We start from the raw sequence: 17,990 nt of genomic DNA on the forward strand, positions 1-17,990 counted from the left end.
TAAGGTTAATAATTATGCTGATTCCTGAAAAAATTATTACATACCTAGATAAAAGATCATCCAATATTTGGTGTATTGAGAGAGATCATCAGAAATATTTTCAAAAAATAATTGTTGTTCCATCAATAGCTGAATCTGACAATCTTCCAGAATTGATAAAGTCATTAGAAAAAAATGATAAGCTGGAATTACATAATACACTACTGTTAATAGTAGTAAACAACGCAGTGTCTTCATCCAACGAAGTTAAAGAGGATAATAAAAAGACTCTTAAATATTTAGGAAAACTTAAAACCAAACTAAATCTGTCATTTATTGATGCCTGCAGTGCCGGAAAAGAAATGGATGATAAAAATGCAGGCGTTGGATTGGCACGAAAGATCGGGATGGACCTTGCATTAACAAAGTTCGATTATTTGTCATTAAATAAAAATATAATGATATGCACAGACGCTGACTGCATTGTTGATTCTAACTTTCTGATTGAGATCTCAAATGATTTTAACCGTAACAATTACGAAACTGCGGTTGTTAATTTTGCTCACAATATTTCCGGAAATGATAGTGAAACAAAAGCAATTATCTGTTATGAAATATTTTTACGTTACTATGTTATGGGGTTGAGTTTTTCAAAATCAGAATACGCATTTCATACAATTGGTTCAACTATGATCTGCACACCTGAGGCTTATGTAAAAGTCGAAGGCATGAATAAATATAAAGCTGCCGAAGATTTTTACTTTTTAGAAAAGCTTGCAAAGATTTATCCCATCGGTCAGATTAAAACAACATTTGTTCATCCCTCAAAACGTGCTTCGTGGAGAGTACCGTTTGGAACCGGACGGAGTATAGAAAGATATTTATCCAATAAACGAAATGAATATCAGCTTTATGATCCTAAAGCTTTTATCATTCTCAAAAATTGGCTAGAAATTTATTTTGATCAGTCACTGCTTGACCAAGAGAGTTTAATAAAAATCTCCAGGAATATTCATCCTGCTTTATATCTTTTTCTGAATGAACAGGGTTTCGAAAAATTTATTCATAGAGTTTTGTTAAATAATAAAAATGCAACGGAGATTGATAAGCAAAAGCATTACTGGTTTGACGCATTCAAAACTTTAAAACTAATTCATTATCTTCGTGATGTTGTTTATCCCAATATTAATATGTTTGATGCAATTGACGAGCTGTTAAACTTACTAAATATTGAAAATAAAATATCAAGAAGTTCGGCAATCCCTGATTTAAAAATCCAAAAAGAATATTTGTTGATGCTTAGAAAGATACAGAGTTAAATGATTGTTAAAACAAATCCGGATGAATTTGAAAATTTTTTAGTCGATGCATCAAACTTTAAAGGCAGTTGTGAAGCAGTTTACTTCCCTGAAAATTCTGATGAAATAGTTTCTTTAATAAAAGAGGCTAATAAAAAAAAACTTACTGTTACAGCAGCAGGAAACAGAACTGGTCTGACAGGTGCCTGCATACCGCAAAATGGAATTGTAATTGCTACTGATAAACTGAACAAAATAATCGAGATCAATCAAAAGCAATTTTATGCTATAGTTGAACCGGCTGTTTTGCTGGCAGATTTTCAGAAGGAATTGAAATTGCAGAACCTTTTTTATCCGCCAGATCCAACAGAAACAAATTGTTATCTCGGCGGAACTGTTGCAACCAATGCTTCAGGTGCAAAAACATTTAAGTACGGACCAACACGCAATTATGTTATTGGCTTGCAGGTTGTTCTTCCTGATGGTGAAGTGATTGATATTGAGAGAGACAATCAAAAAGCTAATGGATATGAGCTTATATTGTCTGCTCAAACAGGCAAAAGTATTTACTTACAAATTCCCGATTATACTTTTCCAAGCGTTAAAAATGCCTCGGGATATTTTGTAAAGAAAGATATGGATGCAATTGATTTGTTTATTGGATCTGAAGGTACGCTTGGCATAATTACAAAAATCAAATTCAGACTTCTTCCGCAGCCTGAAAATACAATCTCGTGCGTTTTATTTTTTGAAGACGAAACAAATGCACTAAATTTTCTTGAAGAAGCAAGAGAAGCTTCTTACAAGAATAAATTGAAAAGCATAAATGATAATGTAAATGCACTTGCACTTGAGTTTTTTGATGAGCGCGCTCTGAAATTCTTGGCAAAAGATTTTTCTGCAATTCCGGATAATGCACAAGCTGCAATATGGTTTGAACAGGAATCAACTTCTGATTCTTTTGATTCTATACTTGAAACCTGGAATGTTCTGATGCAAACTCACAATGTCAATGAAGAGACAGCGTGGTTCGCTTTTAGTGATGTAGATAAAGAAAGGATAAAAGATTTTCGTCACGCTATTTCATTAAAAGTAAACGATTATGTAGCACGAAACAATTTTAGAAAACTTGGTACCGATACAGCTGTTCCCGATAAAGTTTTCCGTGAGTTTTATTTAACACTGCAGAATTGGGCAAAACAAAGTAAGATTGATTTTGTGGCTTATGGGCATTTTGGAAATTCTCATATTCACTTGAACTTTTTACCAAAGGACGATGATGAATTTAATGAAGGTAAAAAAATCTATAAGCAAATTTGTGAAGAAGCTGTAAGGCTCGGAGGAACAATTTCTGCTGAACACGGAATTGGCAAAACCAAACGGGATTATCTTTTGATGATGTATGGTGAGGCTAACATTCGTAAAATGGCTGCATTAAAAAAAACTCTTGACCCGAATCTAATTCTTGGTATTGGAAATATTTTTGAAGAGAGATTCTTAGAGTAATAACTCTGATGATTTGAGCAAAGACCGTTTCAGCTTTTGGTGAAATAAAAAAGCTCTTCAATGGATAACACAAAGCTGATTATATTAGTTTATTATTCGTTGAATCGTGTCAATGAGATTGATTATAAGTAAAGTAACTGCACACATAAGAATTTATCGCATACAGATAAATTATAATTGAAACGAAAAATGGAACACTGATCAACCGGATACAAAAAGCCGAGTCAATGCTCCATTATTAAATTTAAACAAGTAATCTTATCTGATTTAATATTTCAATTATTATTACTGTAATGATTCTTTCAATCTTCTTGCAACTGCAATAAAAAAGCCAGCCACCATAACAATAACTCCAATCCATACAAGACTGATGTAGGGCTTAATACTTGCAGTAACAAATAATACTTCTTCCTTTGGCTTCTCAACAGAATGGTCATGTGTATCATTTATTGGATTAATTGATACCTCAATCATCTCTGCGGTAAGATTATTTAACTGTAATTTTAACCCGGCATTTTCAGAAATGTACTGTGTAAATACAGCCTGACCGCTTACGCTTTTTCTCAGCAGTTCAAATTCTTCTTTTTTACCGTTTACCTCCAGTGTAAGCATTGCACCCATTTGAAAGTCTTTACCTTCCTGCATCAATTGCATTGTCTCGGGCAGAATATCAAATTTATTAAAAGTGATTTTTACATTTTGATATTCTGTTGTAACACCTTTCTCTAATTTTACAACATCACCATGCGTGTGGTCATCTTTTCCTTCATCATAACCAAGCGGGGCAAGATAAACATCCTTTGAAAATAAATTTAAAATCGCCGGTTCTCTCATTAAACTGTTGTTATATTCGGCAATGTACATAACAGGGGCAACTTGATAACTATCATTATCTTTCTTCATCAAAATATTAAAAGCATATTTAGTATTATTTTCTATAGGAGTATATCCGGTAAAAGTTAACTGATAGCCAAATGCACTTACTGGTTGGTTCTTAACCAAATCGAGATTGACCGTTGAACTATATGCACCTGAGCCAATAACACCAAGGATAAACAATGCTATTCCGATATGTGAAACATAAGCACCAAGATTTTTTAAGTTCCTTTTAACAATTCTGATTGCAATTTCAGCATTTACTACCAAAGCAAATGCAGACGAAAAGCTTAACAAAATCATCATAGGATTTGTTACACCGCCTAAGATTATAATCAGCGCTGTAATAAAAATACTTAAAATGACTGATAAAGCTGAATCTTTAAGAAATGCTTTGGCATCCGTTGTTTTCCATTTTAATAACAACGACAAACCATTTAACAATCCTATAATAATTGCGATTGGCAGATGCAATTCATCATAAAAGAAAGTATCAACCGACTGACCGAAAAGCGGTGCAGAGGTGCCTCCTAAAACAATTATTGCTGAAGCAACGAGAACAATTGCAGCCGTAAACAATGAAAGCTCTCTTGAGAGAAGACTTTCATCATAAACAGTTTTATCCTCAAGATATTTCCATCTGTAAACAATTCCTCCAAACCCGATTAGTATAAACGTTGTAATAAAGATAACTAAGAAAAAGTAAACAAGATTTCCCGGGTCAACAAACGAATGCACCGAAGCATCGCCAAGCACACCGCTTCTTGTTAAAAATGTACTGTATAAAACAAAAATGTAAGTTAAGATACTGAGTATAAGATTTGTTTTAGCATATCTTCCAACTCCATCAGTGCTTTTCAAACTTCTTTTTTGTACAAGCATTGTGTGTATGGCTGCGACACCAATTAACCATGGAATCAAACTAGAATTTTCGACAGGGTCCCAAGCCCAGTAACCGCCCCATCCAAGCATTTCATAAGCCCAATAGCCGCCAATCATAATTCCTAAACCAAGAATTGCAACTCCGGCAAGCATCCATGGTAAAGACTGATTAACCCAATCCCTGTATTCATTTTTCATCAGTGCAGCAATTGCAAAAGAAAAAGGAACAGTTGCCATAGCAAATCCTATAAACAACATAGGAGGATGAATCTGCATCCAGTAATTAAGCAATTGCGGATTTAAACCCTTTCCGTCTGCAATAAACTGATTAACTGAAACTCCAGCCTGCGACAATGCAGCATAAAGCTCTTTACTCATCTGAATATATGTTGTATTGCTTTGCTGATCAGTGAAGATAAAATTCTGTAAAAAAGACAGGTTGAAATATTGCGGATTAATACTTTTTGCATCAATAAATATCGGCGTCATCCAGATATACTCAAATGGATTTTTGAACCACGGGGAAACCATTACTAAAAGGAATGATGTTGCAAGCGCAAATACTGCCATTACTCTCGGTTCAAGATCGCCTCTTTTGGAAGAATACGACTGAAGTATTATTCCTATTATTACAGTAAGCAGAAGCCACAGCATAAAACTGCCTTCTTGTCCTCCCCAAAAAGATGAGAACAAAAGACCGGTTGAAAGTGAATTATTACTGTAACTAAAAATATATTTATACTGATATTGATGAGTAAGTATTGCGTACCATAAATAAGTTGATGCTGCAATCACAAAAATTGCCATTCCATGATAACTGTAGCGTGCAAAGTTTAATGTGTTTTTATATCCTCTGAATGAGAGAAAATACATTACCATTGCAATAACACTAAATACTAAAGCTGCGCTTAAAAAAATACTTCCAATCATTTTACCTCGCTAAGAGCATAGTGCAAAGGGCGGAGATTATATTAGAAAATGCTGTTAACACCACTGCTCATTTTTTTAATGAATTTCTAAAACTTGTAATTTTTCCTGATAACAAATCTAACTGTTCTAAAAGTCTATTAAGTTCAATATCACTTAATATTTTTTTTCGATTGAGAATGATCAAAATGTTTGAGACCTCAAAAACCGATCTTTGAACAAAATTTAAATACAGTTTGAACTCTGTAATTGATAAAGAGACCTGATATTTATGAAATGCTTTTGTTAATTGATATTCCTGAGTAATTTGATTTCAAAATCATCGGCTTAATCAAAAATTCATTCACTTATCACAACAGATTATTCCCGAATTTCAAGGCTCCAAGGTTCAAACTTTTCAATTTTGTAATCGTTACGCTCTATGCCATCATAAACTTGAAGACTTAACATCTTGCTGTTCGTATTTGCTTGGACATTTTGTCAAAATATCTTTTGCATGAAAGTAGCCATTCCGGTAAGATCCGGTTACAACAACACTAGTAGCAGTTTCAAAATTATTCGGCATTGCACCTTCGTATATCACTTTCATTTCATTACCGTTTGCATCGGACATATAAAATGAAAATGTGTTTTGTTCACGATTCATTTCATAATTTTTTGCTTTTACCCAGCTGCCTGTTGCCTTAACTGTTTTATCAGTTGTTTTAACTACTGCAAAGTTATCTTCATATTTTATATTGCTTTGTGTAAACAGATAGCCCATTATGCTGAGAAACAAAACAATAATAACTCCGCCAAAAATATATTTACTTTTCATTTTTATCTCCTGACATTTCTTTTTCAACTTTTTTAATTCTTTTATCGAGGCTGATCATATAACTGAATATTCCCGTCCATACAATAAGCACAATAATCATTACAATATAGATTGAATTTTTTGATAGAAACTCTTCCAAAGTTAACCTCTGATTAATTGTTTATCTAATTTATCTTTTAACAAAATTGATTTATATCCAACACGCCACATCCAGAAATACAAGATTGTAAATCCAATCAGCGATAAGAAGAAAATCAAAAGCATATTTCCATTCATTTTAAAATCTACAACCGGACCGGCATTTGAGTCATCAGCAGAACCGGGGTGCAAGCCGGTCATTATTCTTGGCATAATAAAAATAAAGAACGGAACAGTTACAAAAGCAATCATTGAATATACTGAAGAAAGTGTAGCACGTTTTTCTTCAGATTCAATTGATGACCTTAAAGCAAACCAGGCACCATAAATTAGCAATAATGCAAAAATACTTGTTTCTCTCGGGTCCCAGTTCCAGAAAGATCCCCATGCAAATTTAGCCCAAACTGAACCTGTTATTGTAGCAAGAATACAAAATATCATCCCAAGCTGTGCAGATGCATAAGATTTCAAATCGTCATCCAAGTTCTTTTTACGCAAATATTTAAAACTATACAGCGTAGACATTAAAAACGCTATTACAGTTAACCAAGCAGTAGGGACGTGAAAGAAGATAATTTTTGCATTTTCTTCTAATCCCGGGATTAAAGGAAACTCATACCACTTTGTCGGATTCTCTACTATGGGAAAAGAAATTCCAGCTACAGAGACAAAGGCAAGCAACAGAAATAAAAATATTTTCCAGATCATAAATATTATTGACTAAATTTTTATTAAAATCTTTATTCTTTCCAAATAAAATCAAATAACATATAAGATGCTGTGAGCATTATTACATCATAACTCACAACAATTGCTAATTCAAATTTAGCACTTTCAAAGGAAATGCCATCAATAGCAAACAATGTTAATTGAACAGAAGCTAAAATCAAAGGCAATAAAATAGGAAAAGATAACACAGGATAAAGAGTTCCTTTTGCACCGGCTTTTGCAATAATCGCAGCAATAATAGTAGAAGAAATTGCAAGCCCAATATTGCCGAATACAAAAGATGTTAAGAACAATAAAAAGTTCCTGATAACAAATTCATTAAACAATGCAGAGTATAGAACTGCAATTACTGTGTTCATTGCAAAAACAAGAAAAATATTAAAAATCAGTTTACCTGAAAAAACCGTAGTTGGTGATGCTGTTAATTGTAGGGCTAATGTAGTGCCCCTTTCCTCTTCAGAAACAAATGCCCTCGATAAACCTGACATTGCTGTAAAAAATATTACTACCCAGAAAAGTCCGCCTGTTAAGCCAGGACTTATTTTCTCCTGCCCGACTGAAAACAATATTACGCTGATTGCAATAATAATAAACATAGCTAAAGCGTTAATTGCATAGCGTGTTCTCAGTTCAGATTTTAAGTCTTTTAAAAATAAGCTGTAAGATTTTGAGTTCATTTAATTATTAGTTTGCTATGTAAAGTTTCTCTCATGTAAAAAACAAGTCAGTATCAAAATGTTTGTTCATCATTGGAGTGCCCATTTCGACAAGCTCAAACTGACAAAAATTAACTTGTACAAAAAAGCAGTTATCAATAAATATTTTAAAGTTTAGTTTTTATACTTTTCAAGCAATAAAATTTCACTGCACAATTCCAAATCATTTCTTTCGTTAGATGCAATAATTACAATATTGGTTTTTGATTCTTCCTTAACGATTTCATAAACTGAGCTCTTCCCTTCTTCATCAAGATTTGAAGTCGGTTCATCTAGTACCAATAACTGCGGAGAATGCATCAAGGCAAATATAAATTTAGCTCTCTGTTTCATTCCGGATGAATATGTTTTTAACAGATCATCTTTTCGTTTGTACAACAAAAATTTATCAAGTAAATAATCAACACGTTCTTTATTAAACACTATTCCGCGGATATCGGCAAATATTTTCAGGTTTTCTAAAGTTGAAAATTCTTCATACAAAACAAGATAAGGAGAAACAAATCCAATATGATTATGCAGGTCTTCTTCGGCTAATATTTTTCCATTTAGTAAATGGATTATTTTACCTTTAGAAGCGCTGATAATACCTGCAATAATTTTAACAAGCGTTGATTTACCCGAACCATTGGGTCCTGATATTCCATAAACTCCGGCTTTATCAAATTTAAAATTCAAATCATTAAAGATAAGTCTCCTTCCAAATGATTTATTTAACTGCTGTGCTTCCAGAGAGTAATTAATCATTGAAGATTACCATCTTACCTTTATAAACTTTATTCCCCGATTTAATTGTATAAAAATAAACGCCTGTGGGAAATTTAATCTCTTCAGCAGTTAAAAGTACTTCGCAATATTGCTTATTATCTTTAAAGTATGAAGATACTATGTTTTTATTGCCTTGATAATAAAGGCTCAAACCGGCTGAATAAATATTTACATTTACTTCTTTGTTCATCTCAGCTTTATCCTGAAAAACTATTTTAAGGTTATTACGCGTTGATCTTTTAATCGGTGTCGGATATGCAAATGTTTCTGAATTAATATCAGGTATTATATAACTGGTATCACCGTAAACAACAGCATTATTTAATATACCGGCATTGTTCCAGTATTGCTGATTAGCTTTGTCAAATAAAATTGAATAGTTGTTATTTATTGAAATCATCCCTGAAGCAGTATCATTATAGATTGTAAAAGAGAAATCAATAAACTGACTGGAATTATTAATTGCAGAATTGTAATCAGAGTTTGTAACTATTGTTGTAAAAACGCCGTCCTGATTAGGAAGGTTAATCTGCAAAAAATAATTTGCTGCTGCTTTTACGGACATATTGTAAGTTTTATCAGGAGGTGTAAAATTCATTACTGCTGTGGGGATAAGCAGTGGATAATTACCGGCTTCCTGAAAATACTCACCGGGATAAATATTTCTTGTGTTTGTAAAATAACTCCAGATCCCAAAACGATTAAGTTCATTCCCGAAATTAGTTCCTGATTCATCCAGACTTAATGCAATTACCTTAAGTGCGGCATTGCCCGGAATCAAGTCCCATTGTCTTTTAAGAATTTCAAATCCAAAGTTTTTCTGAAGATAAATATTCCATATCGCAATACTGTAGCCGTCAGTAGTGGGCATAGATTTTTCCGGTCTTAAAAAATACGAGCTCATATAAGCGTAATAATCGTTAACATAATCAAAAACAAATTCTTCCATTGCAGTTGAACTCATTTCATAATAAAAAACATCTGAACTTCTAAAAGGTGCATTGATCTCAGAAGGGGCGTAATTTCCGCCTTGTATTGCGTGATGAAATTCGTGTACAGCAGTTACTCTTGCTCCATTAATTCCTCTTGAATAATATCCTGCCAGATAATCATTATCAACTACCATAAATGATGTCCAGCTTGATTGAGAGACCTTATTTTCAAACTGTGTGTAACCATAAAGACCAGAAAGATTTTGCAAATAAACATCATATTTATTATCGCCTCCTTCTGATCCGTCAGCCGGCGGCGCAGCATAACCTAATTGCTCAACTTCAAAAGAATATGTTGAATCAAGAGCCTGCATAAACTGCATCAGATCGTATCCGGGTGCGTTTACACCGGCAGTATCGTAGTGTACTCTGAAAAAGCCTTTCGGTGTTACTTGACTTTTATGCATCTGAGGTCTTTGTAATAAAGGTGCAACTATTTTTTGCTGAGCTGTATTAAGCAAATCAAAATTCTGTTTGATACTGTTTACCATATCAAGACCGCATTTAATAACAGAAGGATTGTTCTCGATCTGTTTTTTAAGATATTCTGATGTTTGAGCACCCTTGAAGTATGTAAATAAATTTACAAGTGAATCTAATTTACTTTTGGAAATATCCTGTGCCGAAAGTTGAACAGATATAATTAACATTATAGTAAAAGAGTATTTAATAATCATTATAACAGCTCTTTAATTCCTATTGTCCCATTGCTACTATTTGAAAAAATTATGTGTTCTTTACGCTGATCAAAACTAATTATCAAATAATCATCTAAGTTTATATCAGATAATTTTTCTTTAATATCATTTACTCTGCCTGAACTTGAAAAAGATAATTTAGTTAACTTCAACTTTTCCTCTTCATACACAAATAAAGAGTTGTTTTTTCCAAAAAATAAATGATTTTTCTCTGTTATCCTAAACACATAAGGCGAAGTATATTGGTAAATCTCATCTGTTATGGTATTATTAAAAAAAATCTTTTGCTGATTATTATATGAAACTATTGAATAAAAGCTTCTATCGTCCTTTAAATTAGCAAACGAAGTAATAGTATATAAGGAATTAAAATTTCTGTTTATCTGATAATGCTTTTTATTCTGCAAATTTTCTCTTCTAATTTCAATAGTGTTAAGTATAGAATTATCGCTTTCAAAATTAAAGTAACCAATTGTTGGATAAGTAAGGCTGATGAAAAATGCATCACTGAAATTTTTAGTTAAAACTCCAGATGATCTGGAATTATATTTTTCATCTGCTCTAAAATACTGCTGAAAATAAAGACCTCCGTTTTGCGAATAAAGAATATATATAACTGGATCTTTATTCAGATCAGGTTTTACTGCAATATCTTCAATCGGGCCATCAGAATAAATTATCCGCCTGTGAAAGGAAAATTTTTCACAATCAGCTTCAATAGATTCAATTGCTCTCCCGCCATCATTGTATAGATAAAACAACTTGTTTGTCTTTGATTGATTGAATGTTAAAATGTTTTCATAATTATCATTAAGCTTTATACTAAAGAACTTTTCCGGTAAACCATACGCATCTCTTAATATTATATTTAAACTTGAATTGAATTTATCTGTAAAAGCAATATCTGTAATTCCGTTATCCTGATAATCGAATTCGATTATTTTATCAGGTGTTATCCCCAATGCCAATGTCTGTGATTCGGATAAGGAATGAACTTTTGACAAAATCCTTATTTCTCCTTTATCACTTATCACCGCAATACCATAAATAAATTTGCTGAAGTAAGGAATCAGGTCTTTGATTGATTTATCTTTAAAATGGATCAAGTCTGAATTGTAATTGATAAAATCATTTGCAAATATTGTTGCAACAATGCCGGTTTCGCGGTTAAGATAAATAAAATCAAAAAAGCCGTCTCTGTTAAAATCCCCAATAGCAATTTTATCTGCCTGATACAGCGTTTTAATCTTTGTTAATTTTTTGAATGAAGAAAAAGAATCGCCGAATATAATTACTATCGAAGAAGATGTTGATATAATTATATCTTTAAACTGATCATAATTAATGTCAAAGACAGTTAAAGAGATAATCTGCTCATCAAAACTGATTTGTCTCAGGTTTTCAAATTCGCCTTTTGAATTTCTGAAAATAAAATTAAGCTGATTATTAACTGCATCAACAGCTATAATATCTTCGGCACCATCGGAATTCAGGTCAATAAATTTAGCATTCTGATAAATCTTATCAGCAAACAACTCAGTTGCTTCAAGTTTTTTGTTTATTTTTTTAATTACAGATAATCCCCGGAATGTATTACCGGAAATAAGATATTCATAATCATTATCTAAACTGTTAAACGAAACACTCAGATTTTCGGGATATGTATCAAACCCGATTTTTTCTTTTACTGTAATTGAACCATTTGCATTAAAGTTGATTACACAAAAGCTTCGCTGTCTTCTGGAAGTAACCGCATAGTTTTCAACTTGATTATTATAGTTTAATACAGGTTCAATGTTAGATATTTCAACCGGTGACTGTTTTTTTAAGGGAAGAGAAAAATCTGCACCTGATAAACCTTTATTTATTTGTATTGATTTATGGACAGGAGAAAATAATAATAGATCAGAGTACTCATCATTATTAAAATTAAAACTGAATAATTTTGTAAAAGCAGAATCAACTTTAACAGTGCTTAGCTTACCAAAACCTTTAAAAGGAATTTGAGAAAAACTATTTTCTGGAAATAATAAAAGGAAGCATGTAAGAAAAACCTTAATGTATTCTGTTCTTAAGCCGGTTTTCTCTGCGCTGAAGAGCTTCATCATATCTTCTTTTTTCGTCTTCTGTTTCTGGTATTCCATCAATTGCTTCAACAGGCTTTCCATCAGCATCAACACCAACAAAAGTAAGATAAGCCGTATTGGTATGCACCTTTTTATTTTCTTTAAAATTTTGTGCAAATACTTTAACACCAACTTCCATAGAAGTTTTAAAAACCCTGTTGATAGATGCAACCAGAGTTACTGCTTCGCCAAGTTTTATAGGATGATGAAAATCTATTCTATCAACCGATGCTGTAACACAAACTCTTTGATTATGCTTTGCAGCGCTTAAAGCAGCACAAATATCTATCCAATGCATCAACTGACCGCCTAGAAGATTACCAAGCTGATTTGTATGATGAGGAAGTACAAGCTCAGTCATTGTTATCTGCGAATCGCTGATTTTTTTTGATTTTATCATTAAGGTTTTGCTGTCAGTTTACTTTCCAAAGATGATTTTATCTTTTGGACATCAGAATAGTTTTTATTCTGAGGATATTTACTCAAAAATTTTTCTGCCTCAGACAGTGCTTCTTTATCTCGTTTACGTTCAAGCAGCAGATTTATTTTATCAAACAAAGCTAAAGGTGCATATTGTGTATCGTGATATACTTCCATTACGCTGTCATAATATTTCTGTGCTGCTAAATAGTCCTCAAGTTTATAATAAATACGTGCAGCTTCATATTCTTTCTTTGCCAATTTATCATTTAACTCTTTTATCTTATTTTCAACTTCAGCAACCTTGGAGTTTAGCGGAAAAAAATCTATAAACACCTGAAATTCCTCAATGGCTTTTTTTGTATAACGCTGGTCTAAAGAAAAATCCGGTGAAAGTTCGTAATAGCAGTCAGCAAGCATATATTGAGCATCAGCTAAATACTCACTAGAGGGCATACCTTTTATTAACTTGCTGAATTGATAACCGGCGAGAATATACTCTTTACGTTTAAATCTGGACATCGCAAGATAATATTGTGCATCATCAACTATACTGCTGCCGGGATACTGCAGAATTATTGCGTCAAATTCCTTTACTGCTTCTTCATAATCTTCCTGTTCATAAAGTTTAATTGCATAAGCAAGCCGTTCTTCAGGATTAAAATTTGTTGTGTCTATTGAAGATGAACAAGCAAATAAAAATATTGTAAAAAATATCAGAGCGAGTATGTTTTTCATAAAAATTAAACTGGTTTTTGATATGCAATTATAACCAAATTAAAAAAGCCTTCAAAGGTAATAAAGTTTACTTAGACCTGACAGTAAAAAACAGAATTACTGTTAATGCAGCAGCCCCGATTGCTGCTATTGGTTCCCAAAGAGTGGAAAAGAAAGGTTCAGCTGGTAAATCTCCGTGGGTAAAAGGATAAGATCTGTTTTCTAATTCTTCAATATCATCAACTTTAATTATATCATTATCTGTAAAGACAAATTCTTTTACCTCAGAATTTTTTGAAATAAAATAATTGCCCGAAAGTTTTATAGTTCTTTGAGTATAAAAGTCTCCGAACATTCCGTCTTTTTCAGGTTCAGAGTAACTGACATAAGAATTATCAAGAACAAGATTAACTTTAACAACACCTTTACCTTCAGTTTGCTCGCTTACTAACTGAACTCCGCTTCTTAATAATTTACCTCTAACACGATTTGCAAAAACAGAGTAGTCAATCCCAAAGTTAAGCTCAAGACTTATCGTTTTAACATCTTCAAGATCTCTTATCACTAAATCTGCGGCAGAATCAACAAGAGTATAAAACACATCAATGTTCGAAGGGCTTTCTGATTGAGCAGAGAGAGAAAAAGGAATCAAAAAAAATAAAAAACGGAGCGATTTCTTTATCACTCCGTTTATATTTAAAAAATTATACTTCATCTTAATGTAAATATCCACACAAAGAATTTCTTTATCAAGTTGAATATGTTGCTTGCTGTCATCATCAACTTTTAGCTTACAATCTTCTGCTAAGGATTATCTTCTTCCGGCAGCTATTTCCTGCAGTCTTGCAATTCTTTGTTCAACCGGCGGATGTGTGGAAAATAACTTGCTCATTCCGCCAAACAAAGGACTAATTATAAACATATGTGCAGTAGAAGGTGAAGTATTTTTCAAATGCTGAGCTTCATTGCCTCTTGATATTTTTTGCAAAGCGGAAGCAAGCGCCAATGGATTACCGCTTATCTCTGCACCGCCGGCATCAGCAGCAAATTCACGTGATCTTGAAATTGCCATTTGTAAAAGCATTGCAATAATTGGTGAAAGAATTATCAGGAATAATCCGCCAAGTCCGTTTCCTTCTCTGTCATTACCTCTACCAAACATAGCAGCCCAGCCGGCCATCTGTGCAATGTATGAAATTGTTCCTACCAGGGTTGCAGCAATTGTACTGATTAAAATATCTCTGTGTTTTAGGTGTGCAAGTTCGTGCGCCATTACACCTGCAAGTTCATCATTGTTTAATCCTTGTAAGATTCCTGTTGTTGCAGCAACAGCCGCATTCTTCGGGTTTCTACCGGTAGCAAAAGCATTTGGTGTGGGATCATTAATTATATAAACTTTTGGCATTGGCAGATTTGCATTTTGCGTAAGCTGCTCAATCATATCATAAAACTTTGGCGACTGCTCTCTTGTAATTGGTTGTGCACGATACATTGCAAGCACAATTTTATCCGAAAACCAGTAAGAACCAAAATTCATTATTAATGAAAATATAAATGCAATTGTCATTCCGGATTTTCCGCCAATTGCATAACCAACAAGCAGAAAAAGCGCCATCATTGCTGACATTAGGAATACTGTTTTAAGTCCGTTCATTTTTCTTTTATTTCTCCGTTTTTGCGTTTCAAAGTTATATGGTAAAATTTGACGAATCAAGTTAAACCGGATTCACAGCATTTTAGATGAGATTCTTGTCACGAAAGATTCAAAAAAAAAGCGGTCCTAAGACCGCCTTATAAATGTTAAGCTTTGAATGTTCAATTATTAAAAACGTTAACCAGTTATTGAACATTCAATATCCAAATGATTTTTATTTTAAAAGTATCATCTTCTTTGTTGCAATAAAACTCTGTCCTGAGTTCGATTCTGAATTACCGGCTTTTAACTGGTAATAATAAACTCCACTTGAAAGTTCAGAAGCGTTAAAATTAATTTCATAATTTCCGGCTTCGCCGTAATCACTAACTAATGTAACAATTTCATTCCCAAGAATATCATATACTTTCAAAGTCTGCCAGCTTTTTACTGGCAGCTGCCAGCTAATTTTTGTAGTTGGATTAAATGGATTCGGGTAGTTCTGCGAAAGTGAAAAAGTTTCAGGTATTCCAATTTCAGCAAAAACATCATTACTATATTCAACAGTTCCATCATAATCAATTTGTTTTAAGCGATAGCTGTATAAACCACTTGCGAGATTATCATCTGTAAATGAATAATTTCTTTTTTCAGTGGTTGTTCCGAACCCGGGTACAAAACCAATTTCAATCCATCTCTCATCTACTGTGGTTTTTCTTTCAACTGAAAAACCAGCATTATTGGTTTCAGTAGCAGTTGACCAGTTTAATAAAACGGAATTCTGATCAGTTGAAGCACTGAATGAAGTAAGCTCCACGGGAATCATTGAAAGCGCTAATAGGTAAGCAGCATAAGCATTTATTCTTCCCGCACCATATCTGTTATCTTTACCGGCAACTCCTTTTTCAACTGCTGTTGTCTGAAGAATCATGCTGACATCAGCAGGAGTTAAATTGGGATTAACTGATAATAATAAAGCTGCTGTACCGCCTGTATGAGGTGTTGCACCTGATGTTCCACTAAAAGAGCCATAGCCGGTTCCGTTAACTGTTGAAGTTGTGCCATTACCAGGAGCACTTACATCGGGTTTTATTAGCCCAATTGCACCTGAAACAGTTTCATACGGATAATCCTGATATACCACAGGCATAACATAAGGATAAGATGGATGGTTTGTTTTTATTTCTTCCCATGTTGTAGGACCATAAGGAGAACTACTAGCTATTATATCAGTAGAGGCATCTACATTTCCAACCCCGATAACTGAACTTAATCCGCCAATTAAAGATTGATCAGGGTGAAGCCATGGTGATGGTGAGTTTCCTGGAGCCGAAATATTAAATGGAATCGGAGCACTGCCTAAATTATTTCCATCATTACTTGTAGAATTTGTGTGAACAACTCCAGCTGCCAATTCAACATCAGTTATTTGACGGAACATCGGATAATTTGGCTGAGGATTAAAATACCATTTGTAACTTAACGAACTTGTTATAACATCTACTCCTTTATCAATTGCATATTGTTGCGCTAACCAGTATTGGGATTCGCCATTTGGTCTTAAAACTAAAATTTTTGCTTTTGGAGCAACACCAGTTTGTGTCCCATTTGTACCATCACCACAAACAATTCCGGATGTTGATGTACCGTGTGAACTGCTTGAGTAATACACATTGTTATCATTGTTCCAAAAATCCCATCCGATTACATCATCTATATAACCATTACCGTCATCATCAATTCCATTTAGATCACCGGGATCAAATACCCAGGAAGAGCCATTCCAAACTATAGTAACTCCGTTACCATTTGCATCCTCTCCTAAATTATTCCAGATATTATGCACCAGGTCCGGATGGCGCCAATCACAGCCGTCATCAAGATTTCCTACAAGAACACCCTGCCCGCTATCACCAGCAGCCCAAACAGCTGGTGCATTAATCAATGTCAGTCCTGGCTGAAGTGCAAGCACATCATCAGAAGACGATTCCTGCTGCTCATCAATTGGATCAATTAACTGATTTCCATCATAAATCGGATCAAATCTGATTTCAGCAATTTCATTGTAGTTTTTAGCAAGATTATAAATTACTGAAGGAACTGCTGAAAATACTATAGTGTTTGCTGCCCAAAGAATATCAATTTTACTAACCAGATTCTGCTGTTTAGCATTTTCAAGATAATCACGAACAGCTTGCTGGCGCTGATAAGAGAAATTTTTAAGAATCCTTACAACTTCTTTTTGTCTTTCTTTTTTAGAAAGAAATACTGTTTCTCGCTGTAATTCTTTTAATGAGTATTGATCCTTTAATGTAGCATAAACATTAATCATCTCGTTATCTGATGCACTGAGCAAAACCACCTGTAGATAAGGATGAATAATTGCATCTGACGATTGAGCAATAATGTTTCTTTGCAGAATTGTACAGAAAATTAAAAGAAAGAAAATAGTAAGTAGTTTTTTCATTTGATCACCTGTTTTTTTTTAGTGAATATCGGATTCTTTTTTCTTGTTTAAACTGCAAATATTTTTTATAAATACCAACTATTGATGCATAACAAATGATAAAATTTTGCAAAACAGATAAATCTTTTTCTTAACAAATTCCATTTTTTAACACAATAATAAATTACAGAGTCGCTAATGCTTTTATTGTCTGCTCTTATTCTGGACAAATATAGCTTCTAATAGCACATCTAATTTTTCAAGATTTGTTTATTCGTGGAGTATTAAATTCCCAAATAAATTATAGTTGAGTTGATAATAT

15 protein-coding genes are annotated in these 17,990 nt (G+C 33.3%); 2 read left to right on the top strand and 13 right to left on the bottom strand.

Going from position 1 to position 17,990, the window contains the following annotated elements:
* The first annotated feature begins 14 nt into the window (after positions 1-14).
* Both ROY99_01045 and ROY99_01050 read left to right on the top strand, forming a co-directional pair.
* The gene (locus ROY99_01045) at positions 15-1,298 is read left to right on the top strand and encodes a hypothetical protein (GenBank protein ID MDT3694944.1); all 1,284 of its coding nucleotides are present in this window, start codon (positions 15-17) and stop codon (positions 1,296-1,298) included.
* On the top strand, positions 1,299-2,783 hold the full coding sequence (locus tag ROY99_01050) for an FAD-binding oxidoreductase (protein MDT3694945.1): 1,485 nt from the start codon (positions 1,299-1,301) through the stop codon (positions 2,781-2,783).
* Positions 2,784-3,068: 285 nt separating this feature from the next.
* Here ROY99_01050 and ccsA (ROY99_01055) read toward each other — a convergent pair whose 3' ends face one another.
* From ccsA (ROY99_01055) to ROY99_01115, 13 genes are all read right to left on the bottom strand, one after another.
* On the bottom strand, positions 3,069-5,471 hold the full coding sequence (gene ccsA / locus ROY99_01055; protein ID MDT3694946.1) for a cytochrome c biogenesis protein CcsA: 2,403 nt from the start codon (positions 5,469-5,471) through the stop codon (positions 3,069-3,071).
* Positions 5,472-5,895: 424 nt separating this feature from the next.
* The gene (locus tag ROY99_01060) at positions 5,896-6,285 is read right to left on the bottom strand and encodes a cytochrome c maturation protein CcmE (protein MDT3694947.1); all 390 of its coding nucleotides are present in this window, start codon (positions 6,283-6,285) and stop codon (positions 5,896-5,898) included.
* A complete protein-coding gene (locus ROY99_01065) occupies positions 6,275-6,424 on the bottom strand; it encodes a CcmD family protein (GenBank protein ID MDT3694948.1) in 150 nt (49 codons plus the stop codon). Before ROY99_01065 ends, ROY99_01060 begins: the two co-directional genes overlap by 11 nt.
* Before the next feature lie 2 nt (positions 6,425-6,426).
* The gene (ccsA, locus tag ROY99_01070) at positions 6,427-7,131 is read right to left on the bottom strand and encodes a cytochrome c biogenesis protein CcsA (protein MDT3694949.1); all 705 of its coding nucleotides are present in this window, start codon (positions 7,129-7,131) and stop codon (positions 6,427-6,429) included.
* 32 nt (positions 7,132-7,163) lie between these two features.
* Positions 7,164-7,829 carry a heme exporter protein CcmB gene (locus tag ROY99_01075; GenBank protein MDT3694950.1) on the bottom strand — a complete coding sequence of 222 codons (666 nt, stop codon included), beginning with the start codon at positions 7,827-7,829 and terminating at the stop codon, positions 7,164-7,166.
* A gap of 153 nt (positions 7,830-7,982) precedes the next feature.
* On the bottom strand, positions 7,983-8,615 hold the full coding sequence (locus ROY99_01080) for an ABC transporter ATP-binding protein (protein ID MDT3694951.1): 633 nt from the start codon (positions 8,613-8,615) through the stop codon (positions 7,983-7,985).
* A complete protein-coding gene (locus tag ROY99_01085; protein MDT3694952.1) occupies positions 8,608-10,305 on the bottom strand; it encodes a hypothetical protein in 1,698 nt (565 codons plus the stop codon). The genes ROY99_01080 and ROY99_01085 overlap by 8 nt, the downstream gene beginning before the upstream one ends.
* Complete coding sequence (locus tag ROY99_01090) at positions 10,305-12,431, bottom strand: VCBS repeat-containing protein (protein MDT3694953.1); 2,127 nt, start codon at positions 12,429-12,431, stop codon at positions 10,305-10,307. The genes ROY99_01085 and ROY99_01090 overlap by 1 nt, the downstream gene beginning before the upstream one ends.
* Positions 12,382-12,852, bottom strand: a complete 471-nt coding sequence (locus tag ROY99_01095) for an acyl-CoA thioesterase (GenBank protein MDT3694954.1) — start codon at positions 12,850-12,852, stop codon at positions 12,382-12,384. Before ROY99_01095 ends, ROY99_01090 begins: the two co-directional genes overlap by 50 nt.
* A complete protein-coding gene (gene bamD, locus ROY99_01100) occupies positions 12,852-13,610 on the bottom strand; it encodes an outer membrane protein assembly factor BamD (GenBank protein ID MDT3694955.1) in 759 nt (252 codons plus the stop codon). The genes ROY99_01095 and bamD overlap by 1 nt, the downstream gene beginning before the upstream one ends.
* A 67-nt stretch (positions 13,611-13,677) precedes the next feature.
* Positions 13,678-14,304: a hypothetical protein gene (locus ROY99_01105; protein ID MDT3694956.1), complete on the bottom strand. Its 627-nt coding sequence runs from the start codon at positions 14,302-14,304 to the stop codon at positions 13,678-13,680.
* Positions 14,305-14,400: 96 nt separating this feature from the next.
* Positions 14,401-15,243, bottom strand: a complete 843-nt coding sequence (gene htpX / locus ROY99_01110) for a zinc metalloprotease HtpX (GenBank protein ID MDT3694957.1) — start codon at positions 15,241-15,243, stop codon at positions 14,401-14,403.
* 214 nt (positions 15,244-15,457) lie between these two features.
* Positions 15,458-17,689, bottom strand: coding sequence for a S8 family serine peptidase (locus ROY99_01115; protein ID MDT3694958.1), 2,232 nt, complete (start codon positions 17,687-17,689; stop codon positions 15,458-15,460).
* Between the last annotated feature and the right edge of the window lie 301 nt (positions 17,690-17,990).

The organism is Ignavibacterium sp. (genome assembly GCA_032027145.1).
Lineage (GTDB): Bacteria > Bacteroidota > Ignavibacteria > Ignavibacteriales > Ignavibacteriaceae > IGN3.